The 23,246-nt window shown below is 71.0% G+C and carries 22 protein-coding genes and 2 tRNA genes; 7 read left to right on the top strand and 17 right to left on the bottom strand.

What is annotated here, in order from left to right; translation table 11 throughout:
* Nucleotides 1-10 precede the first annotated feature (10 nt).
* The 6 genes from mreD to E4198_RS18565 all read right to left on the bottom strand — a co-directional run bounded on the left by mreD (nucleotide 11) and on the right by E4198_RS18565 (nucleotide 5,601).
* Nucleotides 11-739, bottom strand: coding sequence for a rod shape-determining protein MreD (gene mreD / locus E4198_RS18590; protein WP_136185473.1), 729 nt, complete (start codon nucleotides 737-739; stop codon nucleotides 11-13).
* A 5-nt stretch (nucleotides 740-744) separates the two neighbouring features.
* Nucleotides 745-1,815 (bottom strand): rod shape-determining protein MreC, encoded by a 1,071-nt coding sequence (mreC, locus tag E4198_RS18585; protein ID WP_136184155.1) that lies wholly within the window; start codon nucleotides 1,813-1,815, stop codon nucleotides 745-747.
* Nucleotides 1,816-1,911: 96 nt separating this feature from the next.
* Nucleotides 1,912-2,931, bottom strand: coding sequence for a rod shape-determining protein (locus tag E4198_RS18580; protein WP_136184154.1), 1,020 nt, complete (start codon nucleotides 2,929-2,931; stop codon nucleotides 1,912-1,914).
* Nucleotides 2,932-3,233: 302 nt separating this feature from the next.
* Nucleotides 3,234-3,647: a nucleoside-diphosphate kinase gene (ndk, locus tag E4198_RS18575; protein ID WP_027763634.1), complete on the bottom strand. Its 414-nt coding sequence runs from the start codon at nucleotides 3,645-3,647 to the stop codon at nucleotides 3,234-3,236.
* Between the two features lie 80 nt (nucleotides 3,648-3,727).
* Nucleotides 3,728-4,075 carry a DUF4233 domain-containing protein gene (locus E4198_RS18570; protein ID WP_027763635.1) on the bottom strand — a complete coding sequence of 116 codons (348 nt, stop codon included), beginning with the start codon at nucleotides 4,073-4,075 and terminating at the stop codon, nucleotides 3,728-3,730.
* Nucleotides 4,076-4,080: 5 nt separating this feature from the next.
* Nucleotides 4,081-5,601 carry a folylpolyglutamate synthase/dihydrofolate synthase family protein gene (locus tag E4198_RS18565; RefSeq protein WP_136184153.1) on the bottom strand — a complete coding sequence of 507 codons (1,521 nt, stop codon included), beginning with the start codon at nucleotides 5,599-5,601 and terminating at the stop codon, nucleotides 4,081-4,083.
* A gap of 215 nt (nucleotides 5,602-5,816) precedes the next feature.
* Between E4198_RS18565 and E4198_RS25000 the strand changes: the two genes are divergently transcribed.
* A complete protein-coding gene (locus E4198_RS25000) occupies nucleotides 5,817-6,068 on the top strand; it encodes a hypothetical protein (protein ID WP_168711336.1) in 252 nt (83 codons plus the stop codon).
* Nucleotides 6,069-6,074: 6 nt separating this feature from the next.
* Here E4198_RS25000 and E4198_RS18560 read toward each other — a convergent pair whose 3' ends face one another.
* Both E4198_RS18560 and E4198_RS18555 read right to left on the bottom strand, forming a co-directional pair.
* On the bottom strand, nucleotides 6,075-6,401 hold the full coding sequence (locus tag E4198_RS18560; protein WP_247597735.1) for a hypothetical protein: 327 nt from the start codon (nucleotides 6,399-6,401) through the stop codon (nucleotides 6,075-6,077).
* A 100-nt stretch (nucleotides 6,402-6,501) separates the two neighbouring features.
* Nucleotides 6,502-6,963, bottom strand: coding sequence for a hypothetical protein (locus E4198_RS18555; protein WP_136184152.1), 462 nt, complete (start codon nucleotides 6,961-6,963; stop codon nucleotides 6,502-6,504).
* Between the two features lie 152 nt (nucleotides 6,964-7,115).
* Between E4198_RS18555 and E4198_RS24995 the strand changes: the two genes are divergently transcribed.
* Complete coding sequence (locus E4198_RS24995; protein WP_168711469.1) at nucleotides 7,116-7,259, top strand: hypothetical protein; 144 nt, start codon at nucleotides 7,116-7,118, stop codon at nucleotides 7,257-7,259.
* 69 nt (nucleotides 7,260-7,328) lie between these two features.
* Here the strand turns inward: E4198_RS24995 and E4198_RS18550 are convergent, their stop codons facing one another.
* Nucleotides 7,329-9,968 carry a valine--tRNA ligase gene (locus tag E4198_RS18550; protein ID WP_247597734.1) on the bottom strand — a complete coding sequence of 880 codons (2,640 nt, stop codon included), beginning with the start codon at nucleotides 9,966-9,968 and terminating at the stop codon, nucleotides 7,329-7,331.
* A gap of 129 nt (nucleotides 9,969-10,097) precedes the next feature.
* On the opposite strand from E4198_RS18550, the gene E4198_RS18545 reads away from it, so the two are divergent.
* Complete coding sequence (locus tag E4198_RS18545; protein ID WP_136184150.1) at nucleotides 10,098-11,057, top strand: hypothetical protein; 960 nt, start codon at nucleotides 10,098-10,100, stop codon at nucleotides 11,055-11,057.
* 77 nt (nucleotides 11,058-11,134) lie between these two features.
* Here the strand turns inward: E4198_RS18545 and E4198_RS18540 are convergent, their stop codons facing one another.
* A complete protein-coding gene (locus E4198_RS18540) occupies nucleotides 11,135-12,598 on the bottom strand; it encodes a PLP-dependent aminotransferase family protein (protein ID WP_136184149.1) in 1,464 nt (487 codons plus the stop codon).
* On the opposite strand from E4198_RS18540, the gene E4198_RS18535 reads away from it, so the two are divergent.
* Nucleotides 12,597-13,499 carry a DMT family transporter gene (locus tag E4198_RS18535; RefSeq protein WP_136184148.1) on the top strand — a complete coding sequence of 301 codons (903 nt, stop codon included), beginning with the start codon at nucleotides 12,597-12,599 and terminating at the stop codon, nucleotides 13,497-13,499. The genes E4198_RS18540 and E4198_RS18535 overlap by 2 nt on opposite strands.
* A 95-nt stretch (nucleotides 13,500-13,594) precedes the next feature.
* Here E4198_RS18535 and clpX read toward each other — a convergent pair whose 3' ends face one another.
* The 5 genes from clpX to E4198_RS18510 form a co-directional block, all read right to left on the bottom strand.
* Nucleotides 13,595-14,884 carry an ATP-dependent Clp protease ATP-binding subunit ClpX gene (gene clpX, locus E4198_RS18530; RefSeq protein WP_136184147.1) on the bottom strand — a complete coding sequence of 430 codons (1,290 nt, stop codon included), beginning with the start codon at nucleotides 14,882-14,884 and terminating at the stop codon, nucleotides 13,595-13,597.
* A gap of 137 nt (nucleotides 14,885-15,021) precedes the next feature.
* Nucleotides 15,022-15,711 (bottom strand): ATP-dependent Clp protease proteolytic subunit, encoded by a 690-nt coding sequence (locus E4198_RS18525; protein ID WP_027763645.1) that lies wholly within the window; start codon nucleotides 15,709-15,711, stop codon nucleotides 15,022-15,024.
* 68 nt (nucleotides 15,712-15,779) lie between these two features.
* Nucleotides 15,780-16,385: an ATP-dependent Clp protease proteolytic subunit gene (locus tag E4198_RS18520; protein ID WP_106965565.1), complete on the bottom strand. Its 606-nt coding sequence runs from the start codon at nucleotides 16,383-16,385 to the stop codon at nucleotides 15,780-15,782.
* A gap of 438 nt (nucleotides 16,386-16,823) precedes the next feature.
* Entirely contained in the window at nucleotides 16,824-18,239 is a 1,416-nt protein-coding gene (gene tig / locus E4198_RS18515; protein ID WP_168711468.1) for a trigger factor, read from the bottom strand.
* A 106-nt stretch (nucleotides 18,240-18,345) separates the two neighbouring features.
* Nucleotides 18,346-18,422, bottom strand: a tRNA-Pro gene (locus E4198_RS18510).
* A gap of 118 nt (nucleotides 18,423-18,540) precedes the next feature.
* Between E4198_RS18510 and E4198_RS18505 the strand changes: the two genes are divergently transcribed.
* Nucleotides 18,541-18,611, top strand: a tRNA-Gly gene (locus tag E4198_RS18505).
* A gap of 46 nt (nucleotides 18,612-18,657) precedes the next feature.
* On the opposite strand, the gene E4198_RS18500 is transcribed toward E4198_RS18505, so the two are convergent.
* Nucleotides 18,658-18,852 carry a hypothetical protein gene (locus E4198_RS18500; RefSeq protein WP_027763648.1) on the bottom strand — a complete coding sequence of 65 codons (195 nt, stop codon included), beginning with the start codon at nucleotides 18,850-18,852 and terminating at the stop codon, nucleotides 18,658-18,660.
* Nucleotides 18,853-19,353: 501 nt separating this feature from the next.
* Between E4198_RS18500 and E4198_RS18495 the strand changes: the two genes are divergently transcribed.
* On the top strand, nucleotides 19,354-20,580 hold the full coding sequence (locus E4198_RS18495; protein WP_247597733.1) for an acyltransferase family protein: 1,227 nt from the start codon (nucleotides 19,354-19,356) through the stop codon (nucleotides 20,578-20,580).
* 75 nt (nucleotides 20,581-20,655) lie between these two features.
* Here the strand turns inward: E4198_RS18495 and E4198_RS18490 are convergent, their stop codons facing one another.
* On the bottom strand, nucleotides 20,656-21,813 hold the full coding sequence (locus E4198_RS18490) for a PP2C family protein-serine/threonine phosphatase (protein ID WP_136184145.1): 1,158 nt from the start codon (nucleotides 21,811-21,813) through the stop codon (nucleotides 20,656-20,658).
* 160 nt (nucleotides 21,814-21,973) lie between these two features.
* Between E4198_RS18490 and E4198_RS18485 the strand changes: the two genes are divergently transcribed.
* Nucleotides 21,974-23,215 carry a GNAT family N-acetyltransferase gene (locus E4198_RS18485; protein ID WP_247597732.1) on the top strand — a complete coding sequence of 414 codons (1,242 nt, stop codon included), beginning with the start codon at nucleotides 21,974-21,976 and terminating at the stop codon, nucleotides 23,213-23,215.
* The last annotated feature ends 31 nt before the right edge of the window (nucleotides 23,216-23,246 follow it).

The following is a 23,246-nucleotide window of genomic DNA, read 5'->3' as shown; positions in this document are numbered from 1 at the left end:
GGCTCGGCGCTCACAGCCGCTTGACCCCCTTGATGGTGGCGGCCTTGTTGCGGGCGGACCGGCCCAGCAGCGAGCGCCGGGAGTTCCCGGCGAAGGAGGCGGGCCGGCTGCTGCGGACACTGCGCACGCTGCGTCCGGCGAGCAGGCCCGAGCGGAGGCTGGCGCCGGCGGCGAGCCAGCCGTAGGCGCCCTCGCCGCCCTTGGCGCCACCCGCGGAGCTCTCGGAGCCGAGCGGGTCACGCGCGGTGCGGCGGGCCAGCGCCATGACGAGCGGGACGGTGAAGGGGGCCAGCAGCAGGTCGTAGAGGATCGCGGTGAGCAGCAGGCTGGTGATGCCGACGTGCAGCGCGGGGGTGTCGCCGACCAGGGCGCCGACACCGGCGTAGAGCAGGGTGGAGCCGACGGCGGCGCCGGCGACGACCAGCATCGGCACCGACGCGGAGCGGTGCTGGCCGTTGTCGGGCTTGGTGAGGCCGGCGGCGTAGCCGACGACGCAGAGCACCAGGGCGTAGCGGCCGACGGCGTGGTCGGCGGGCGGGGACAGGTCGGCGAGCAGTCCGGCGCCGAAGCCGATGAGGGCTCCGCCGACGTGGCCGTAGACCATGGCGAGGCCGAGAACGGTGAGCAGCAGCAGGTCCGGCACGGCGCCCGGGAGCTGGAGCCGGGCGAGGACGCTGACCTGGATGATCAGGGCGAGGACGACGAGTGCGGTCGACAGCAGGATCCGGTTGGCGCGCATCACGGTCACTCAGCTCCAGGGGCTGGCTGGGCGGGGTCCACGGGTTCGGCGGGTTGCGCCTGGCCCTGTGGGGCGAGGGTGTCCCCGGGGTCGGGCTGCCCGCCGGGGGCGGCGGACTCGCCGGGCGCGGTCTGCGCGTCGCCTTCCTCGCCCGGGGCTGGCGCTCCGGGGGTGGCGGTGACGGTCACCGTGGGGGTGGGCTTGGGCTTCTTGGGCGGGTCGGGGCGCAGCACCTTGTCGCGCGGGTCCTCGCGGGGCGGTTCGACGACGACTCCGACGATGTCGAGCTGGGTGAACTCGGCGAACGGGTGAATGCGCAGGGTGCGGGTGAGGTCGCCGGTCTGGCGCTCGACCTCGGTGACCTCGCCGACGGGGACGCCCGGGACGAACGGGGTGCCGTTGTGGGAGCCGAAGGTGACCAGGCGGTCGCCCTTCTGGACTCTGGCCTTGCCGTCGAGGAGCTGCACGGTCATGGCGTTTCCGCCGCGTCCGGAGGCGAAGCCGAGTTCGGCGCTGCCCTCCATGCGGGTGCCGACGGTGAAGTCGGGGTCGTTGGCGAGCAGCACGGTGGAGCTGGAGGCGCCGACGGTGGTGGTGCGGCCCACGAGTCCGTCGCCGTTGATGACGGTCATGTCGGGGGCGATGCCGTCCTCGCTGCCGACGTCGATGGTGACGGTCCAGGAGAAGCCCTGGGCGGCGCCGATGGCGACGACCTCGGCGGCCTTGATGCCGTAACCGCCGGCTCCGGCGGTGCGCAGCAGGCCGTCGAGTTCCTTGGCGCGGGCGCGGTTGCGGTCGTCGGAGCCGAGCTCGCGGCGCAGCTCCATGTTCTCCTGCTGGAGCGCCTTGATGCGGTCGTGGCGTGCACCCGAGTCGCGGACGGCGGCGACGGCGTTGCCGACCGGGTCGACGGCGGTCGCCACCCCTTCCTGTACCGGTCCCAGTGCGGAGGCGGTGGTGCGCCGTGCGCCGTCGAGCGGGGACTGCCCGCCTCCCTGGAGGTCCACCGTGATCAGTGCGAACGCGATGGCGACCAGCAGGACGAGCAACAGCCGGCTTTCTCGGGAATCCCTCACGTGCGGCGGCCGTGCCTTTCTCAGTCGGACCGGGCGGGTGTGGCGGGTCGGTGCCTGGTGGTGCGGTGAAGTTGTGGGTGGAGCGTGCGGTGCCGGTCAGCGACGCGGCTGGGAGTCGAGGACCTGCTGGAGGGCTTCGAACTCCTCGACGCACTTGCCGGAGCCGAGCGCGACCGAGTCGAGCGGGTCCTCGGCGATGTGGATGGGCATGCCCGTCTCGTGCCGTAGCCGTTCGTCGAGGCCGCGCAGCAGGGCGCCACCACCGGTGAGAACGATGCCGCGGTCCATCACGTCACCGGACAGCTCCGGCGGGCACTTGTCGAGGGTGGTCTTGACCGCGTCGACGATGGCATTGACCGGCTCCTCGATGGCCTTGCGGACCTCGGCGGCGGAGATGACCACGGTCTTGGGGAGACCGCTGACCAGGTCGCGGCCCCGGATCTCGGTGTGCTCGTCCTTGTCCATGGAGTAGGCCGAACCGATGGTGATCTTGATGCTCTCGGCGGTGCGCTCGCCGAGGAGGAGGCTGTACTCCTTCTTGATGTGCTGGATGATCGCGTTGTCCAGCTCGTCGCCGGCGACCCGGATGGACTGCGCGGTGACGATGCCGCCGAGGGAGATCACGGCGACCTCGGTGGTGCCGCCGCCGATGTCGACGACCATGTTGCCGGTCGCTTCGTGGACGGGCAGGCCGGAGCCGATCGCGGCGGCCATCGGCTCCTCGATGATGTGCACCTGGCGGGCGCCCGCCTGCGTGGACGCCTCGATGACGGCGCGGCGCTCGACGCCTGTGATGCCGGAGGGGACGCAGACGACGACCCGGGGGCGGGCCAGGTAGCGCCGCTTGTGGATCTTGAGGATGAAGTAGCGGAGCATCCGCTCGGTGATCTCGAAGTCGGCGATGACGCCGTCCTTCAGGGGCCGGACCGCGACGATGTTGCCCGGGGTGCGGCCGATCATCTTCTTGGCTTCGGCGCCGACCGCGAGGATGCCGCCGGTGTTGGTGTTGATGGCCACCACGGACGGCTCGTTGAGAACGATCCCGCGACCCCTGACGTACACCAGCGTATTGGCGGTCCCGAGGTCGACAGCCATGTCACGGCCGATGAACGACATGTTGTTCGCCATAGGATACGTCTGGCCTTCCAGCTGGAGCGATGGGTGGGGGACGGCAGGGGGGGGCTGCGGAAACCGCCACGAGAGGAGCGAGGTTCCATCGTAGACGCGGACCTCGGGAACCGCAGCGAGGGCTCCTCCGCCATTGTCGGCGGAACGCCGTTCGTCCCCCGTATTGGTGACGTCGCGTCCGAGTGAAGCGTTCCCCGTAACAGCCCACGATATGCCTGCGGGCGACCTGAGGGAACAGGTCGCCCCAGGTCACCGGGGGTCCCGTGCACTGACCCCGCGTCAGGAGACGATCAGACCGCTTCCGGGAAGAACAGCTTGAGCTCCCGCTCCGCGGACTCCTCCGAGTCCGAGGCGTGCACCAGGTTTTCCCGGACGATCGTGCCGAAGTCCCCCCGGATGGACCCCGGCGCGGCGGCGATCGGGTCGGTGGGTCCGGCCAGTGCGCGCATGCCCTCGATCACCCGCTCGCCCTCGACGACCATCACCACGGACGGGCCGGAGGTCATGAACTCCATCAGCGGGGGGTAGAACGGCTTGTCGGCGTGCTCGCCGTAGTGCTGCTCCAGCAGGGGCCGACCCAGGGTGCGCAGCTCCAGCGCGGTGATGGCCCATCCCGCCTTGCTCTCGATGCGTCCGACGATCTCGCCGATCAGGCCACGGCGGACGGCGTCGGGCTTGAGCAGGACGAGTGTGCGCTGGCTCATGTGCGGACTCCTCGGGGTACAGCGGTGGAACGCGCGATGTCAGGGGTGGTGAGAGGCTACACGGGCGCTTCGCCGGGCCCTCAGGCAGTCTCCGCCTCGGCGGCCGCCGCACGGGCGGCCTTCGCCTCGTCCACCTTTCGCCCGAAATGCACCGATGCCCACCACAGGCCGGCGAAACAGGCGCCGAGGAAGAACATGGCGGGGACCACGAAGCCGCTCGCGATCAGGCCGATCTGGAGGGCCCAGCCGAGCTGGACGCCGCCGGGCCGGCCCAGCATTCCGCACAGCAGCAGGGACAGCAGCATCCCGGTGCCGCTCACCGCCCAGACGGCGGTCGTGGAGACGTCGCTGAGCTGCATCGCGACCAGACCGGCGAAGCCGATCACGAAGAACTCGCCGATCAGTGTGCTCGCGCACAGGGTTCGCACTGCCTCTACCCGTTCCTTCCCAGCAGCAGCCGGGCCTCGCCGACGGTGAACACGGAGCCGGTGACGAGCACGCCCGCTCCGGCGTACTCGCCCTCCTCCTCCGCGAGAGTGATGGCGGCCTCCACCGCATCGTCCAGGCGCGGCTCGACCTGCACCCGCTCCTCGCCGAACACCTCGACCGCGAGGGCCGCCAGTTCGTCGACGTCCATGGCGCGGTGGGTGGCGTTGCGGGTGACGACGACCTCGGTGAAGACCGGCTCGAACGCCTCCAGCAGTCCGCGCACGTCCTTCTCGGCGCTGCACCCGACGACGCCGACGAGCCGGCTGAAGCCGAACGCCTCGCCGATCGCGGCGGCCGCTGCCTGTGCGCCGGCCGGGTTGTGCGCGGCGTCCAGGAGCACGGAGGGCGAGGACCGCACGAGTTCCAGCCGGCCGGGGGTGGCGACGGACGCGAAGCCCTGGCGGACGGTGTCCACGTCCAGCTCGCGGGCGTGCTCAGTGCCGACGCCGAGGAACGCCTCGACGGCGGCGAGGGCGACGGAGGCGTTGTGCGCCATGTGGGCGCCGTGCATCGGCAGGAACAGGTCCGGGTACTCCCCGCCGAGTCCGCGCAGCGTGATGAGCTGCCCGCCGACGGCGACCTCGCGGGAGACCACGCCGAACTCCATCCCCTCGCGGGCGACGGTCGCGTCGACCTCCACCGCGCGGCGCAGCACCACGGACGCGGCCTCCACCGGCTGCTGGGCGAGGACGACGCGGGCGTCGGTCTTGACGATGCCGGACTTCTCGACGGCGATCTTCTCCGGCGTGTCGCCGAGCCGGTCGGTGTGGTCGAGGGAGATGGGGGTGATCACCGCGACGTCGGCGTCGATGACGTTGGTGGCGTCCCAGGTGCCGCCCATGCCGACCTCGACGACCGCGACGTCCACCGGTGCGTCGGCGAAGGCGGCGTAGGCCATCGCGGTGAGCACTTCGAAGAAGGACAGCCGGTACTGCTGGCGTTCGTCGACCATCGCCACGAACGGCTCGACGTCCCGGTAGGTCTCCACGAAGCGTTCGGCGGACAGCGGCGCGCCGTCCACGCTGATCCGCTCGGTGATCGACTGCACATGGGGGCTGCTGTAGCGGCCGGCCCGCAGGTCGAACGCGCCGAGCAGGGCCTCGATCATGCGCCCGGTGGAGGTCTTGCCGTTGGTGCCGGTGATGTGGATCGAGGGGTAGGCGCGCTGCGGTTCGCCGAGCACGTCCATCAGCGCGGCGATACGTGTCCGGGACGGGTCGAGCTTGGTCTCCCCCCACCGGGTGGCCAGCTCCTCCTCCACCTCGCGCAGCGCGCGGTCCGTCTCCGGGTCCTCCGGCCGCGCCGGCACGACGTCCGGCTGGGGCGGTCCCGCCTGGGCGCGGAGGGTGCGGCTGCCGGCCTCGATCACGGCCAGGTCGGGGTCGCGGTCGGTCTCTTCGCCGACGATCTCCTCGAAGGGGTCGTCGGGGGTCGGATCGTCGGATGCTGGGGACTGCTCGCTCACGTGCGCCAGTCTACGGAGGAACCCCGGCGCGCCGCCGCCCGGTCGGCCCGGTCGGCCGGGGGAGGCGCCTCGTCGCGACCGCCGCGGTGAGCGGGGCGGGCGGAAACGGGCGCGACGCGGTCACGGACGTGCCCGGGGCGGGCCCTTCCTACCGCCGGGTAGCGCGGTAGGAAGGTGCTGGAAGGAACGCCGGGAGTCAGCGAGGTGATCCACCCGTGCTGTCCGTGGGCTTGATAACGAGCGACAACAAGCACCTGTCCCGAGTGCTGGGACTGGCGCTCGACCGGTTCCACATCGAGATCACGCTGAACGGTGCCACCGCGGGGGAGGCACTGGCCCACCCCGAGGCGTGCGGCGTCGACATCTGGGTCGCCCGGCTGCCCGGGGAACGGGCCGAGACGCTCGGCACACTGCTGCCCGGACGCTCCGACCCCGCGCCCCCTCGGGGTGCTCGCAGGAGTGGGTGACGAAGTTCAGCAGGGAAGGTAGGGAATGGTCAGCTGGAGGTACTCGATCCGCTGCTCGTCCAGCGCCACCTGGGTCAGCTCCGAGACGGCGTCCGGCAGCAGCTTCTCCACACGCCGGCTGGGGTGCCACAGCATGTGGCGCAGCGACCGCCGTTCGATGAGCGGGTACTCCTGCCAGGCGGTGACGCCGCCGTCGGCCAGCTTGTCGCGCTTGAGCAGGTGGATGTCGGTCTTCCCCGGGTTCGGCGCGAAGAACGTCGTCACCGGGATCGCCGTGTTGATCGGGTCGATGCGGGTGAGGGACTTCGGCGTCTTCCGGAACTGCTTGGCCACGGTCAGGCCCCCCAGGACAGCAGCAGCGCGTAGAGCCCCTGGCGGGCGGCCTTGCGCGGAAGCGCGGTCCACGAGGTGCGGGGCACGGGGGTGTGGGCGGTCATGACGGACGGCTCACCTCGTCGTTCCGATACGGGTCCTGCGGGGCGTCGGTCGCGGTGGCCCGGGCGCGTACCCAGTCCGCGGCCTGGACGACCCGGCCCGCGTGCCGCTCGTCGAGCACCAGCGTCTCGTGCCCGGCGTCCTCGACGACGTCGTGCCGGGACACCTTCGACAGCAGTGCCAGCTCCTCCTGAAGCCCGGTGTGCATCGGATCGCTGCGTACTGTCTCCCCCGCCGTCAGCACGGCCACCGGCCGGGACGACGGCTCCAGTCGGAGCGCGTCCGGCGACCAGCTGCGCTGCGACTCGGCCAGCTCGTGCCGCTCCGCCCGCCACAGCCCGGGGCGCGCCACGGCCTCCCTAGTGGCCGGGGCCAGGTCGTCGGGGAGACCGTTCATCTGCTCGGTGCGCCCGGAGTGGCCGAGCAGCCCCAGCGCCGCCTGCGCCTGGGTCGTCGCCATCCGCTGCTTGATCCACGGCAGCGCCTCGCGCTGCTTCGGCGAGCGGACGAACTGCTGCGGGTGGGAGGCGTCGACGAAGACCAGCCCGCCGACGAGTTCGGGGTGCCGCCGGGCGAAGCAGCGGATCAGCAGGCCGCCGATCGTGAAAAACGATGGTGCTCACCTCGGGCCGCGAGCGGACACGGGCCGAGTACGACGCGCTGTTCGCCGCGGCGGACCTCGAACCGGGCGCGTCGGTGCGGCTGGAGGGCCTGCCCGGCCACCGCCTCCTCACGGCTGCGCCACGCCCCTCCTGACGGACGCGCCCCCTCCTGACGCCCCCGGCCCGTCTGCACGGAGCGGACGGGCCGGGGGACGACCCGGTGTCAGCCGGGCAGGCGGTCGAGCTGGCCGCGGATGCGGGCGATGTCGGCCTCCGCGGCGGACTTGCGTCCCCGGATCTTCTCCACGACGTGGTCCGGTGCCTTGGCGAGGAACCCCTCGTTGCCCAACTTGGCGTCGGACTGCTTGAGTTCCTTCTCCGCGAGCCCCAGGTCCTTCGTGAGCCGCTTCCGCTCCGCCTCGAAGTCGATCGCGTCGGACAGATCGAGCGCGACCGTCGCGCCGGCGACCGGCAGGGAGGCCGTCGGCGAGAAGTCCTCGCCCGCGGGCTGGAGCCGCAGCAGCGACCGGATGGCGTCCTCGTGTGCGGCGAGTGCCGTGCCGTCGAGGTCGAGCCGCGCCGGCACCCGCTGGCCCGGCTGGAGACCCTGGTCGGCGCGGAAGCGCCGGACCTCGGTGATGACCTGCTGGAGCGTGGCGATCTCGCGCTCGGCCGCCTCGTCGCGGAAACCGGAATCACGCGGCCACTCGGCGACGACGACGGACTCGCGCCCGGTGAGCGTCGTCCACAGCGCCTCGGTGACGAACGGGACGACCGGGTGCAGCACCCGCAGCAGCACGTCCAGGACCTCGCCGAGGACGCGGCGCGAGACCTCGGCCGGGCGCCCCCCGGCCGTGAACGTGGTCTTGGTCAGCTCGACGTACCAGTCGAAGACCTCGTCCCACGCGAAGTGCCGCAGCGCGTCGCTGAGCTTCGCGAACTGGTAGTCGTCGTAGTACGCGTCGGCCTCGGCGACCGTCCGGTTGAGGCGCGAGAGGATCCAGCGGTCCTCGGCCGTCATCTCCTCGGGAGCCGGGAGCGGGCCCTCGACCGTCGCGCCGTTCATCAGCGCGAAGCGCGTCGCGTTCCAGATCTTGTTGGCGAAGTTGCGGGACGCCTTGACCCAGTCCTCGCCGATCGGCACGTCCGTACCGGGGTTGGCGCCGGAGGCCAGCGTGAAGCGGAGCGCGTCCGAGCCGTACGCCTCCATCCAGTCCAGCGGGTCGACGACGTTGCCGAAGGACTTGGACATCTTCTTGCCGTGCTCGTCGCGGACGAGTCCGGTGAGCGCGATGGTGTGGAACGGCGGCGTGCCGTCCATCGCGTAGAGGCCGAACATCATCATCCGGGCGACCCAGAAGAAGATGATGTCGTGGCCGGTCAGCAGGACGTCGGTCGGATAGAACTTCTCCAGGTCCTCGGTGCGGTCGGGCCAGCCGAGCGTGGAGAACGGCCAGAGGCCGGAGGAGAACCAGGTGTCCAGCACGTCGGCGTCCTGGCGCCAGCCCTCGCCCGTCGGGGGCTCCTCGTCCGGGCCGACGCAGCGGACCTCGCCGTCGGGGCCGTACCAGACGGGGATGCGGTGGCCCCACCACAGCTGACGCGAGATGCACCAGTCGTGCATGTGGTCGACCCAGTCGAAGTAGCGGCTCGACATGTCGGCGGGGTGGATCGTCACCCGCCCGTCGCGGACGGCGTCGCCCGCGGCCTGCGCCAACGGAACGACCTTGACCCACCACTGCAGCGACAGCCGCGGCTCGATGGTGGTCTTGCAGCGCGAGCAGTGTCCGACGGAGTGGACGTACGGGCGCTTCTCCGCCACGACGCGGCCCTGCGAGCGCAGCGCGGCGACGATCGCCGAGCGCGCCTCGAAGCGGTCCAGCCCTTCGAACGGGCCGTGCGCGGTGATGACGCCCCGCTCGTCGAGGACCGTCAGCGACTCCAGGTCGTGCCGACGGCCGATGGCGAAGTCGTTCGGGTCGTGCGCGGGCGTCACCTTGACGGCACCGGTGCCGAACTCCGGGTCGACGTGCTCGTCGGCGACGACCGGGATCGTGCGGCCGGTCAGCGGCAGCTTGATACGCCGGCCGACCAGGTGCCGGTACCGCTCGTCGTCGGGGTGGACGGCGACCGCCGTGTCGCCGAGCATCGTCTCGGCACGCGTCGTCGCGACGACGACGGTCTCGTCCCCCTCGCCGTACTGCAGCGAGACCAGCTCACCGTCGTCGTCCTGGTAGTCGACCTCGATGTCGGAGATGGCGGTGAGGCAGCGCGGGCACCAGTTGATGATGCGCTCGGCCTGGTAGATCAGGCCGTCGTCGTACATCCGCTTGAAGACGGTCTGGACGGCGCGCGACAGGCCCTCGTCCATGGTGAAGCGCTCACGCGACCAGTCGACGCCGTCGCCGAGACGCCGCATCTGGCCGAGGATCTTCCCGCCGTACTCCTCCTTCCACTGCCAGACGCGCTCGACGAACGCCTCCCGGCCGAGGTCGTGCCGCGACTTGCCCTCGTCGGCGAGCTGCTGCTCGACCTTGTTCTGGGTGGCGATGCCGGCGTGGTCCATGCCCGGCAGCCACAGCGACTCGAAGCCCTGCATGCGCTTCCGGCGCGTCAGGGCGTCCATCAGCGTGTGCTGGAAGGCGTGGCCGAGGTGGAGGGAGCCGGTGACGTTCGGCGGCGGGATCACGATGGTGTACGCGGGCTTGTCGCTCTTGGCGCTCGCCTCGAAGTAGCCGCGCTCCACCCAGCGCTCGTACAGCTGCCCCTCTACGTCGGCCGGCGCGTACTGGGTCGGCAGATCTGCGGGGGCTGCGGCGTCGGGCCCGTGCGATGCGGGGCCCTGCTGGGTGTTGTCAGTCACGGACGCAAGTCTACGGCGGCACATGTAATGGTCTCGAATCGGTTTGTGCCCCGGTGCAGCCGCCCGGCGCCGCGTCCGTCAGGATGTCCGTGCGCATTCACGCACAGCCAACGGAGGGGACGCACCACCATGAGCCAAAACCAGCCGCCACCGGGCCCGTACGGCCAGCAGCCGCCGCAGCAGCCGGGCCAGCTCGGTCCCTATGGTGCGCCCACTCCCCCGCCGCAGGGCCAGCCCGGTCAGCCCGGCTACGGCTACCCCCAGCCCCCGCAGCAGCCGGGTGGCCAGCCCGCGTACGGCTACCCCCAGGGCCAGCCGGGCGTGCCGCCGCAGCAAGGCTACGGCGGCCACCCGACCGCGCCGGGCCAGCCCTACGGCCAGCAGCCCGGCATGCCGTACGGCCAGCCCGGCATGCCCATGCCGCCTGAGGGCGGCGGCAGCAAGACCGGCAGGACCATCGCGATCGTGGTCGGCTCCCTCGCCCTGGTCGGCGCCATCATCGTCGCCATCGTCCTCTCCATGGGCGGCGGCGGTGGCAGCGACATCGCGGACGACGGCGCCCACAAGATCGAGACGCCGGAGACCGTGCTGGGCGAGTACAAGAAGCTCGACGCCAAGACCATCCAGGAGCTGAGCGCCTCCGACATGCAGGAGGCCGGCGTGAACAACGGCACCGCGGTCTCAGGGAACTACAACACGATCGACCCGACGGACCCGAGCACCACTCCGGACGATCTGACCAGTATGAAGGGCCTCGCCCTGATCGGCGCCTACGGCGACGTGGAGAACCCCGAGGGCGCGGTGGACAGCGTCTTCGACGACGCGACGAACACCGGCAACGTGGAACTCGTCGGCAGCGCCGAGGAGCAGGCGCCCTCGAACTTCAGCGGCTACATGAAGTGCCAGGCCGTGAAGTCCACCGGTCAATCGCTGCCGGGCACGCCCACCGACTTCCAGATCTGCGCATGGGGCGACAACAGCACACTGGCCGTAGTGACGCTGGGCAACGGCACGGGCAGCATCTCCTCGGACCAGGCCGCCCAGATGACCGCCGACCTCCGCGAGGAGGTCCGCGTTCCCGTCGGCTGACGGCAGTGGATGCGAGAGGGGGCGCCCGGCTGGTGGTCGGGCGCCCCCTCTGTCGTTGCTGCGCACTTGCCGCCACCTCACTCCAGCAGCGCGGAGTTCTGTACGAGGGCCTGGCGGAGCAGCCGGACACCCGCCTCCAGTTGCGCGGTGCCCGGCGTGCTGACGTAGCTCAACCGCAGGTGCGGGGCGGGCGCTTCGGCCGTGAAGTAGGGGCTGCCTGCGGTGACCGCCACGCCGAGGCGCAACGCCGTGGCGGTGACGGCGTGCTCGTCGGCGCCGTCACGGAGCCGCAGCCACAGGTGGTATCCGCCGTGGGGTGGCCGGTCCGGGACCAGCGTGGGCATCTCTCTGCCCAGAGCGGTGAGCATGAGGGTCCGGCGTTCCCGTAGCGCGTCCGCCAGCGCCCGGAGGTGTCGGGCCCAGGCGGGAGAGCCGACCAGTTCGAGGGCGGTCTCCTGCAGCGGCCGGGGGACGAAGAAGCTGTCGACGACCTGGATGGCGCGCAGCCGCTCGAACACCGGACCGCGCGCGGCCAACGCCCCGATACGCAGACTGGGTGAGGCGGCCTTCGTCAACGAACGCACGTGCACGACGACGCCGTCCGGATCGTCGGCGGCCAAGGGCGGTGGCGTGGAAGGGGAATCAGCATGCACGAGGCGGCGTGCGAAGTCGTCCTCGACGACGAAGGCGCCCGCCGCCCGGGCGATGTCCAGCACCGCCGTACGCCGCTGCGGCGGCAGGACGGTGCCGGTGGGGTTGTGGAACAGCGGCTGGCAGACGAACACCCGGGCCCGGGTGGCCGCGAACGCCTTCCCCAGCAGGTCGGTGCGCACTCCGTCGGCGTCGACGGGCACCGGAACGGGGCGGAGCCCCGCAGCGCGGGCGACGGCCAGCATGCCGGGGTAGGTGGGCGATTCGACCAGGACGACGGCTCCCGGCGGGGCCAGGGCCCGGAGCGCGGTGGTGAGTGCGCCCTGCCCGCCGGCGGTGATCAGGACGTCCGAGGCGTCGAGCGAGCCGTCGGGGCCCGCGATGTCGCGGGCGAACCAGTCCCGCAGTTCGGCAAGGCCCTCCACCGGTGGGCGGGACCAGGTGCCGGGTCGGCGGCCGGCCCTGGCCAGCGCGGCGGCAAGCGCCCGTTCCGGTTGCAGCGCGGCGTCCAGATAGCCTCCGTTGAGGTCGATGACCTCGGCCGGCGGGGCGTTCAGGGTGGCGAGCACCCCGGTCGCGTCGGTGCCGCGGTTCCCCGCGTCGACCGCGGTGTGCGGGAGGTCCGCGGACAGCGCGACCTCCTGCCAGGAGACGTCACCGGGGGCGGCGGTGCCGCGGCGGGCGGCGGCCTTGAAGACTCCGGAGCCGGGCCGGGAGGCCACAAGTCCCTCGGCGGCCAGCGCGGCGATCGCCCGCGAGACGGTCACCGGGCTGACCCGGTGACGGGTCACCAGGGCACGGTTCGAAGGGAGCTTCTCTCCCTCCGAGTAGCGGTCCAGTTCCTTTCTCAGGGTCGCGACCAGCTGACCCGAACTGCTACCGTCATTCATGACAGTTGACGATAGCGCTACTCAGACGGTGGCGGTAGCGGTCCGCACCGGTACTCTCCTGGCCGCGCTCGGCGTGACGGCGTTCTCCTTCAGCCTTCCCGCCACGGCGTGGGCCCTGGACGGCTTCGGGCCCTGGACCGCGACCGGTGTGCGGGGCCTGCTCGCGGGTCTGCTCGCGGCGACGTGCCTGTACGGAGCCCGGGTACCGGTGCCCGAACGACGGCACTGGCCCGGCCTGCTCACGGTCGCCGGCGGCTGCGTCGTAGGGTTTCCACTGCTGACCACGCTGGCGCTGCAGACGTCCAGCACCGCGCACTCGGCCGTGGTCATCGGCATGCTGCCGCTGGCGACCGCCGCCGTCTCGACCCTCCTGACCGGGCGGCGTCCCTCCCGGGCGTTCTGGATGGCTGCCGGTCTCGGCGCCCTGACCGTGGCGGCGTTCACCCTCCAGCAGAGCCATGGCCTGCCGACGCTCGGGGACGTCCATCTCTTCGGTGCCCTGCTGGTGTGCGCCGCGGGCTACGCCCAGGGCGGTCGGCTCGCTTCCCACATGCCCGGCTGGCAGGTCATTGCCTGGGGCGTCGTCGCCGCTCTTCCCGTGTCCGCTCTGGTGACGGTCCTCGCTCTGCCTGCGGAACCGTTGCACCCGACCGGGAAGGCGATCGCCGGGATGGCCTACATCGCCGCCGTGTCCCAGTTCGCCGGCTTCGTCGTCTGGTACCGCGGCATGGCACTCGTCGGAGTGCTCAGGGCGAGTCAGATCCAGCTGGCCCAGCCGCTGCTCACCCTCGCCTGGGCTGTCGTGCTGATGGGCGAGAGCCTCTCGCCGCTCGCCCCCGTGGCGGCCCTGATCGTCCTCGGTTGCATCGTGGCCACCCAGCGCACGGGTGGCTCACGGTGACCGGCTGCACCGTTACCGGACACTCCCGCGTGGCCACGGCGACTTCGCTGCCGCAGAACGACGCAGCCACGCGGGAATGAACGCGGGGCGCGCGCCTACGCGCTCTTCTCGTGGGGTTCGCCGTGGCCGCGGCCGCGGTCGCGGGGGACGAGGGTGGGGTTCACGTTGGAGTGGACGACGTCCTCGGTGATGACGACGCGCTCGACGTCCTTGCGGGAGGGCACCTCATACATCACGGACATCAGCACCTCCTCCATGATGGCGCGCAGGCCCCGCGCGCCGGTGCCGCGGAGGATGGCCTGGTCGGCGATGGCCTCCAGCGCCGGGCGGTCGAAGTCCAGCTCGACGCCGTCGAGTTCGAACAGCCGCTGGTACTGCTTGACCAGCGCGTTGCGCGGCTCCATGAGGATCTGGAGCAGCGCCTCGCGGTCGAGGTTGTGGACGCTGGTGATGACCGGGAGGCGACCGATGAACTCCGGGATCATGCCGAACTTCACCAGGTCCTCGGGCATCACGTCCTCGAACTGGTTCTTCTCCTCGATCTCCCGCTTGGAGCGGATGTCGGCGCCGAAGCCGATGCCCTTCGCTCCCGCCCGGGACTCGATGATCTTCTCCAGCCCGGCGAACGCCCCGCCGACGATGAAGAGCACGTTGGTGGTGTCGATCTGGATGAACTCCTGGTGAGGGTGCTTGCGTCCGCCTTGCGGCGGCACCGAGGCGCTGGTGCCCTCCAGGATCTTCAGCAGCGCCTGCTGGACGCCCTCACCGGAGACGTCGCGGGTGATCGACGGGTTCTCGCTCTTCCGCGCGACCTTGTCGATCTCGTCGATGTAGATGATGCCGGTCTCGGCCTTCTTGACGTCGTAGTCCGCGGCCTGGATCAGCTTCAGCAGGATGTTCTCGACGTCCTCGCCGACGTATCCGGCCTCGGTGAGGGCGGTGGCGTCGGCGATGGCGAAGGGGACATTCAACATCCGGGCGAGGGTCTGCGCGAGCAGCGTCTTGCCGGAGCCGGTGGGGCCGAGCAGCAGGATGTTGGACTTGGCCAGCTCGATGCCGTCGTCGCGGCCCTGCGGGGCGGCGTTCTCGCCGGCCTGCACCCGCTTGTAGTGGTTGTAGACGGCGACCGAGAGCGCCTTCTTGGCGGGCTCCTGGCCGACGACGTAGCCCTCGAGGAACTCGTAGATCTCCCGCGGCTTGGGCAGTTCGTCCCAGCGCACCTCGGAGGACTCGGCGAGCTCCTCCTCGATGATCTCGTTGCAGAGATCGATGCACTCGTCGCAGATGTACACACCTGGCCCCGCGATGAGCTTCTTCACCTGCTTCTGGCTCTTGCCACAGAACGAGCACTTGAGCAGGTCGCCGCCATCACCGATGCGTGCCACGAGGTGCTTCCCCTATCGCCTGGGATCCGTCCCGCACGGGACGGACCGAGGTACGTGCACTGAAGACGGTACCCTCCCGCACCGTCGAAGTGTGCCCCCCTTGGTACGACTGCGTCCAAGGGGGGCTGGTGGGGCGGTCAGCCCCTCAGATCGACGGAACTCTTCCTGGTCGACACGATCTGGTCGACCAGTCCGTACTCCAGGGACTCCTCGGCGGTGAGGATCTTGTCCCGCTCGATGTCGTCGCGGATGGTCTCGATGTCCTTGGTGGAGTGCTTGGCGAGCATCTCCTCCAGCTGGGTGCGCATCCGCTGTACCTCGCGCGCCGCGATCTCCAGGTCGGAGACCTGGCCGCGACCGGTCTCGCTGTACGGCTGGTGGATCAGGATGCGGGCGTTGGGCAGCGCCATCCGCTTGCCGGGGGTGCCGGCGGCCAGCAGGACGGCGGCGGCGGAGGCGGCCTGGCCCATGCAGACCGTCTGGATGTCCGGCTTCACGAACTGCATCGTGTCGTAGATGGCGGTGAGCGCCGTGAACGAGCCGCCGGGGCTGTTGATGTAGATCGAGATGTCACGGTCCGGGTCCATCGACTCCAGGCACAGCAGCTGCGCCATGACGTCGTTGGCCGACGCGTCGTCGATCTGCACGCCGAGGAAGATCACCCGCTCCTCGAAGAGCTTCGCGTACGGGTCGTACTCGCGCACACCCTGCGAGGTGCGCTCGACGAACCGCGGGACGACGTACCGCGCGTCGGGCGACGGCCCGGTGTAGCGCGCCTGCGGGCCGGCCGGCAGTCCGGCGCCGGGAACGGGGGGAAGGCTGGTCATCGCGGTGTACTCCTGGTGAAGGGCTGGCTGCGGAGGGCGGATGCTCGGGCCGTGCGGTCGGTGCGCGCTCACGCGCCCGTACCGCCGCCGCCCGGAAGCTGGGCCGCGGAGCCGTACACCTCGTCGATCAGGCCGTATTCCTTGGCCTCCTCGGCGTTGAACCAACGGTCGCGGTCCGCGTCGCGCGTCCACTGCTCGACGGTCTGGCCGGTGTGCAGCGCGGAGAGCTCGGCCATCTTCTTCTTGGTGCGGAGCAGCTGCTCCGCGTGGATCTTGATGTCCGACGCGGAGCCGGCGAGGCCCGCGGACGGCTGGTGGATCAGGATCTCGGCGTTCGGCAGCGCGAAGCGCTTGCCGCGGGTGCCCGCGCTGAGCAGGAACTGGCCCATGGAGGCGGCGAGGCCCATGGCGATGGTCACCACGTCGTTCTTGATGTACTGCATGGTGTCGTAGATCGCCATGCCCGCCGTGATCGATCCGCCGGGGCTGTTGATGTAGAGGTAGATGTCCTTGTCCGGGTCGGCGGCAAGGAGAAGCAGCTGCGCGGTGATCTTGTTGGCGATGTCGTCGTCGACCGGCTGCCCGAGGAAGATGATCCGCTCGTTGAGCAGTCGGTTGTAGACCTGGTCGCCGAGGCCACCACCGAAGTTGGGCTCAGCGGCGGCGGAAGGCATCGGAAGCGTCACGTGTCCACCTGCTCGTGTCCGGACGGCTGCGATTCGGCATGGCCGTCACTGCGTCGTCTTACGGGCGGCAGCTGTCCGTCGTCCTCGCCCTGCGGGCGGGGCCGTGAGGACAGCTTCGCCCTCGTATCTACGGACCCTAACGCGCTGGTCGGCGGGCGCACTCCCGCACGGGTGACTGTTCGCTGTCAGCGTGGCGCGCGGCGTGCGGGGCCCGGGGGCGGCGTCCTGCCGCCCCGCCCCCTCGACCGTTGCCGGGGCTGCGCCCCGGACACCGGGTCCTCGATGGCCGGACGGGCTCGGCCCGAGCCTGTCCGGGATCTCCCACAGCCCTCCGGGCGTGGGAGGTGACCCCGGCCGCCGGCCGAGCGTACGGGGAGCACGACGGGCCCTGCGCCGTGCATGGCCAGGGCCCGTCGGGAAGGTGCGTCAGGCCTTGTCGGCCTCGGGCTTGTCCGCCTCGGCCTCGGTGGAGGCGGCCTCGGTGTCGTCGGAGGCCTCCGCGTCGGCGGCCACCGTCTCGGCGGTCTCGTCCTCGTCGTCGAGGTCCACGACCTCGCCGTTGGAGTCCTTGACAGTCGCGGCCTCGACCACGACGGCCAGTGCCTTGCCGCGGGCGACCTCGCCGACGAGCATCGGCACCTGGCCGCCCTCGACGACGGCCTGGGCGAACTGGTCGGGGCTCATGCCGGAGGACTGCGCACGGCGCATGAGGTGCTCGGTGAGCTCCTCCTGGCTGACGTTGAGCTTCTCGGTGTTGACCAGCTCGTCGAGCAGGAACTGGGTCTTGATGCCCTTCTCCGCCTGCTCCTTGAGCTCGGCGTCGAAGTCCTCCTCGGACTTGTCCTGCATCTTGAGGTAGGCCGCCAGGTCGATACCCATCTGGGCGAGCTGGTGGTTGATCAGGTTGTGCTTGCGGGTGTTGACCTCGTCCTCGAGGAGCTTCTCGGGGACGGGGATCTCGGCGAGGCCGATCAGCTCGTCGAGGACCTTCTCCTGGGCCTCGGTCGCCTGCTCGTACTTCTTGGACTGGCCGAGCCGCTTGCGGCTGTCCTCGCGCAGCTCGTCGAGGGTGTCGAACTCGCTGGCCAGCTGGGCGAAGTCGTCGTCCAGCTCGGGGAGTTCACGGGCGGAGACGCTGGTGACGTCGACCTTGACCTCGGCCTCCTTGCCCGCGGCGGAGCCGCCCTTGAGCTCGGAGGTGAAGGTGGCGGTGGCGCCGGCCTCCAGGCCGGTGACAGCGTCGTCGATGCCGTCGAGCAGCTCGCCGGAGCCGATGGTGTAGTCGACGCCGTTCGCGACGCCGTCGTCCAGGACCTCGCCGTCGACCTTGGCCTCCAGGTCGATCTTCACGACGTCGCCCTCGGCGGCGGCCCGCTCGACGACGGTGGTGGAGGCGAAGCGCTCACGCAGCTGCTCGACGGCCTTGTCCACGTCCTCGTCGGAGACCTCGGCGGCCTCGACGGTGACCTCGATGCCGGAGTAGTCCGGGATCTCGATCTTCGGGCGGACGTCGACCTCGGCGGTGAACGCCAGCAGCTCGTTGTCCTTGAGCTCGGTGATGTCGACCTCGGGCTGGCCGAGCGGGTTCAGCTCGCCCTCCTCGACGGCGGACTGGTAGAGCCCCGGCAGGGCGTCGTTGACGGCCTCCTCGAGCACCGCACCGCGGCCGAAGCGCTGGTCGATCACCCGGGCCGGGATCTTGCCCTTGCGGAAGCCGGGCACCGTGACCTGCTGGTTGATCTTCTTGTACGCCGCGTCGAGGTTGGACTTGAGCTCCTCGAAGGGCACCTCGACAGTGAGCCGAACCCGGGTCGGGTTCAGGTTCTCCACGGCGCTCTTCACGGTCGGTCTCCTTGGGGCTGACTGCTGGGGGTATGAGATGGGCGCCCCGTATGCGGCATGAGAAATGCGGACACGACACAGGCACGCGCGATGAGGCCATACTACGTGGTCGGGGTGGCCGGATTCGAACCGACGACCTTCCGCTCCCAAAGCGGACGCGCTACCAAGCTGCGCCACACCCCGTCGGTGCGACACGTAGCGTACATGCCGTACGATGCATTCCGTGCCGCAGCGAAGACGATGCGGACCGTGACGCGGACCTGTTCACAGGCCGTGACCGGTCGGGATCACAGCGGCGCACGCGGGCGTAGCTCAATGGTAGAGCCCTGGTCTTCCAAACCAGCTACGCGGGTTCGATTCCCGTCGCCCGCTCCGCGGCCGAAGGACCCCCGGTGCGACACCGGGGGTCCTTCGCGCGTCAGATGCTGATGTTGTTGATCGTGCTGGCGACGGACTCCAGGAAGTTGTTTATCGGCGGCGCCGCCCCGCTCGCGGCGAGGAAGAAGCCGAAGAGGGCGGCCACGATCGCCGGGCCCGGCTTGATGGAACCGCCCTTGACCATCACGACCAGGACGATCGCCAGCAGCAGGACCACCGACAGCGAAATCTCCACAACCGATCACACCCCTCGCCCTCGTCGGGCCCTCGTACGCCTCACCCGGCCGGGGATCCGCCGCCAGAGCCCCGCTTCGCTCCATCGTGCCACCAACACGCCCGCCGGTGCAGGAGGCTGACGCAGGATCGGCCGACTCTCACCCGCGCGGGTATGCCCGTGATGCCCGACAGTCATCCGGTCGGGGCGAATTCGTGCAGGTCAATGCCGTATACAGATTGCGCGATTCGCATTTCCGCCGTGATCGCTCCGTGATTACGGCCGACGCTTGTGGAGTGGGTCACACGAAACCCTCCGGCACGCCCTCGCGCGCACCGCTCACGCATTCGACAGGGCGCCTTCGCACTTCGTTCACGACCTTCGCAAACCGCAGGTCAGAGGGCTATCCCGACAAGACACGGCGGGAAAGGGGGTGTTGACGGGGCGCCTGATACCCGCTGCGGGCGACATGCTCCGCACCCTGATTTTCGCTCTCCCCGTCCGGCGGCTATGGTGATGCAGATGTTGCACGCTCGTAATGAGCGGGCCCCGCTCCCCCCGGCCCGCCCCGAGAAGCCGACGGCGAAGACGCCGCCCACTTCCACCCCGTCGTCCGTGCGCGAGGGCGGAGCCCCGGGAGCGAAGCAACGCGATCCCTTCTTCGACAACGCGAAGTACCTCACGATCCTGCTGGTCGGCATGGGGCACGCCTGGCAGCCGCTGCAGGACGACAGCCGCACGGTCGAGGCCCTGTACCTGGCGGTCTACGCCTTCCACATGCCGGCGTTCATCGTCATCTCCGGCTACCTCTCGCGGACGTTCACCGGCACACCGGCCCAGATCCGGCGGCTCATCACCGGAATCGCCGTACCGTACCTGGTGTTCGAGACCCTCTACACACTCTTCATGCGCTGGGCGGACAATCCGGACCGCGAGTTCAGTCTGCAACGTCCGGGCTTCGCGCTGTGGTTCCTGGTCGCGCTGTTCCTCTGGCGCATGACCGCTCCCTTCTGGCACCGGCTGCGCTGGCCCGTGCCGGTGGCGCTCGCCGTCGGTCTGTGCGCGAGCGTGACCGAGAGCATCAGCGGCGACTTCAACCTGATGCGGGTGCTGCAATACCTGCCGTTCTTCGTGCTGGGCCTCCAACTGCGGCCCCGGCACTTCGAGATGCTGCGGGACCGCCGTCTGCGCCTGCTGTCCGTGCCGCTGCTGCTGGCGACCGCCGTGTTCTCCTACTGGGCGGTGCCGCGGATGAACCACGCGTGGCTGCTGCACGACCGCCCTGCCGCGGAGATGGGCGTGCCCTCCTGGGTCGGCGCCGTGATGTACCTGGCCCTCTTCGGCTGCGCCCTGGTGCTGACCGCCGCTTTCCTCACCCTGGTGCCGCGCCGCCACATGTGGTTCACGGCGCTGGGTGCAGGGACGCTCTACGCCTACCTGCTGCACGTCTACCCGATCAAGCTCTCGCGGGAGTTCGACTGGTACGACATGGCCTGGGTGGACCACCCGGCCAGCCGGGTGGTCATCACGCTGCTCGCGGTGGTGATGATGACCGCGCTGTGCAGCGGACCGGTGCAGCGGGCCCTCCGGTTCGTCATGGAGCCGAAGATGTCCTGGTTCTTCCGCGAGGACCCGGTCGAACAGGCACGAGCGCGCAACGGCGCGCACGGCGGCGGGGAGCAGCCGGACCAGGGACAGGACGGCCGGGAGCGGGAACGGCGCCGCGAGACGGTGTCGGTCGGCCGCTGACGCCCACCACGTGGTGTCGGGCCTCGCCCCCCAGGGGGGCGAGGCCCGACACCGTTTTGAGGGGCTGTCCCGCGCTCAGTCGCGGCAGATCAGCAGCAGCGCCCGGTCGTCGTTGACGTCCTTGGCCACGGCTTCGATCAGGTGCCAGGCGGCGCCCTCGAAGCCGCCCGCCACGTAGCGGTCCGCCTCCCCGGTGAGGCGGTCGACGCCCTCGTCCAGTTCGCGTTCGGGGGTCTCGACGAGCCCGTCGGTGAAGAGCATCAGCACGTCGCCGCGCCGCAGGCTGCCCTTCACCGCGTCGAAGGCGGCACCGTCGTAGACGCCGAGCAGGGGGCCGTCGGCCGCCTTCTCCTCCCAGGTGCCGGCGCCCGCGTCGCGCTGGAGGGCGGGGACGTGCCCGGCCGAGTAGAGCTCGTAGTCGCCGGTGTCCAGGTCGAGCACCAGGTGCACGGAGGTGGCAAAGCCCTCGTCCCAGTCCTGGCGCAGCAGGTAGCCGTTGGCGGCGGGCAGGAATTCGTGCGGGGGCAGCGACCCCAGGAGGCCCCCGAAGGCGCCGGAGAGCAGCAGGGCGCGGGAACCGGCGTCCATGCCCTTGCCGGAGACGTCCGTGAGCACCACCTCGAGGGTGCGGGCATCGGGGCCGGTCCGTGCGGCGACGACGAAGTCCCCGGAGAACGACTGGCCGCCCGCGGGGCGCAGCGACATCTCGCGGTGCCAGCCCTCGGGCAGGGCGGGCAGCTTGCTCTGCACGCGGATGCGCTCGCGCAGGTCGAACAGCATCGTCCCGCCGCGCCGCCAGGGCACGCCCACCCGGCTGCGGAACTGGGCGACCAGCAGCCCGGACAGGCCCACGGCGGCGACCACCAGGATGGTGCCCGGTGTGACGGCGCCCGCGCCGTCCGCGAGTTCGGCGAGCGCCGCCGCCTCCACGATCAGCGCGACGGCGGCCGCCGCGTACAGGGCCAGCAGGCTGGCCGGGCGCAGCAGCAGTCCGCCGGCGATGACGGGCAGGGCGAGGGTCTCCGGCGCGCACCACAGCGGGTTGACGACGGTGGCGAACGTCAGGGCGGGCACGGTGAGCAGCAGCGCGCCGAGGGCGACCCAGTCGGAGCCGCCGCCGCGGAAGTAGTCCACCGCGGAACGGCGCATGCTGGTGCGGACCCGGTGCCACGCCTTGTTCGCCTGGAGCAGCCGGGCCGCCGGGGGTGTGCTGCCCGCGCGCCGTAGTGCCATGTCCTGGGACCTTAGCGACCTCGCCGCCGAAGCGTCGATTCCCGGTGCGGAACCGGACCTTCGGCAGATACCGTTCCCCGGTCCGGAAGGGGGTCGCGGGCGGTCGCGGCGAGGCGAAAATCACTCGCCTCCGGGTCCGCGCCGCTGGTAGGGATGTCGGGTGACCATCGATCTGCGCACCCTGACGGACGACCCCGGCGAGCACGAGGCGTGGTGGGCGGTGATCCGTGCCGCGTTCGGGACCACGTTCGACCCGGAGAGCCATGCCCTGTGGGCGGCGCGGATGGAGCCGGGTCGCTCGATCGTGGCTTACGACGGCGACGAGGTGTGCGGCACCACGGGGTCGTTCAGCTTCCGGATGACGGTGCCGGGCGGCGCGGTGGTGCCGACGGCTGGCGTGACGATGGTGACCGTGAAGCCGACGCACCGGCGGCGCGGGGTGCTGACGTCGATGATGCGCCGCCAGCTCGAGGAGGTGCGCGAGCGGCGGGAACCGCTGGCGGTGTTGCGCGCCTCGGAGCCCTTGATCTATGGCCGCTTCGGGTACGGCGCCGCCTCCGACGAACTCGGCGCGCGGGTGGACACCGCGCGGACTCGGCTCGCCCTGCCGGCCGGCGCGGATGCGCTGCGGCTGCGTCTGGTGGATCCGTGCGACCCGGAGGTGCTGGCGGCGTGCGAGGAACTGTACGCGCGCCGGGTGCCGCTGCGGCCTGGCATGCTGGAGCGCCGCCCGGGCTGGGAGCGGGCCGTGGTCCACGACCCGGAGGACAAGCGCGACGGCGCGACGCCGATGCAGTGCGTGCTGGCCGAGCGGGACGGAGAACTGCGCGGCTACGCGCGCTACGCGGTGCGCCCGCACTACGACGCCGCGGACAACCCGGACGGCGAGGTGCTGCTGCGCGACATGGAGGCGCTGGACCCGGCCGCACACGGCGCGCTGGTGCGCTATCTCTTCGACCTCGACCTGACCTCGACGCTGTGCGTCGAGGGGCGTCCGGTGGACGATCCGTGGCTGCACCTGGTCACCGACCCGCGGCGGTGCGGAATCTCCCGGCGGGACGCCCTGTACCTGCGGGTGATCGACGTCGCGGCGGCCCTGGAGGCGCGCACGTACGCGGCCGGCGTGGACGTGGTGCTGGAGCTGGAGGACGCCTTCTGTCCGTGGAACGCGGGACGTTGGCGGCTGTCCGGCGGCCCGAAGGGCGCCACTTGCACCCGCACCGGTGACCCGGCGGATCTGGCCCTGTCCGTGCCGGAGTTGGGCGCGGCCTACCTCGGCGGCGTCCCGCTCGCGGCGCTGGCCGACGCCGGGCGGGTGCGGGAGCTGCGGGAGGGAGCACTGGCGGAGGCCGCGACGGCCTTCCACAGCGCGGTGGCCCCCTGGAACCCGCACGGCTTCTGAGGCGGCCGCCGGTGGGCTTCGGAGGGCTTTG

It is taken from the genome of Streptomyces sp. RKND-216, assembly GCF_004795255.1.
GTDB classification, from domain to species: Bacteria; Actinomycetota; Actinomycetes; order Streptomycetales; family Streptomycetaceae; genus Streptomyces; species Streptomyces hazeniae.
The sequence above is the reverse complement of the archived record's forward strand: the minus strand, read 5'-3'. Positions and strand labels throughout refer to the sequence as shown.

Bases quoted from the DNA above. Each gene is read 5' to 3' on its own strand.
- E4198_RS18555 (WP_136184152.1), bottom strand. From the start codon at position 6,963: ATGGCGACGACCCAGGCGCAGGCGGCGCTGGGGCTGCTCGGCCACTCC.
- E4198_RS18540 (WP_136184149.1), bottom strand. From the start codon at position 12,598: ATGAATGACGGTAGCAGTTCGGGTCAGCTGGTCGCGACCCTGAGAAAG.
- E4198_RS18490 (WP_136184145.1), bottom strand. From the start codon at position 21,813: ATGGCACTACGGCGCGCGGGCAGCACACCCCCGGCGGCCCGGCTGCTC.
- E4198_RS18525 (WP_027763645.1), bottom strand. From the start codon at position 15,711: ATGACCAGCCTTCCCCCCGTTCCCGGCGCCGGACTGCCGGCCGGCCCG.
- E4198_RS24995 (WP_168711469.1), top strand. From the start codon at position 7,116: ATGGTGCTCACCTCGGGCCGCGAGCGGACACGGGCCGAGTACGACGCG.
- mreD (WP_136185473.1), bottom strand. From the start codon at position 739: ATGCGCGCCAACCGGATCCTGCTGTCGACCGCACTCGTCGTCCTCGCC.
- E4198_RS18535 (WP_136184148.1), top strand. From the start codon at position 12,597: ATGACAGTTGACGATAGCGCTACTCAGACGGTGGCGGTAGCGGTCCGC.
- E4198_RS18580 (WP_136184154.1), bottom strand. From the start codon at position 2,931: ATGTCGTTCATCGGCCGTGACATGGCTGTCGACCTCGGGACCGCCAAT.
- E4198_RS18545 (WP_136184150.1), top strand. From the start codon at position 10,098: ATGAGCCAAAACCAGCCGCCACCGGGCCCGTACGGCCAGCAGCCGCCG.
- E4198_RS18495 (WP_247597733.1), top strand. From the start codon at position 19,354: ATGTTGCACGCTCGTAATGAGCGGGCCCCGCTCCCCCCGGCCCGCCCC.
- E4198_RS18520 (WP_106965565.1), bottom strand. From the start codon at position 16,385: ATGCCTTCCGCCGCCGCTGAGCCCAACTTCGGTGGTGGCCTCGGCGAC.
- ndk (WP_027763634.1), bottom strand. From the start codon at position 3,647: ATGAGCCAGCGCACACTCGTCCTGCTCAAGCCCGACGCCGTCCGCCGT.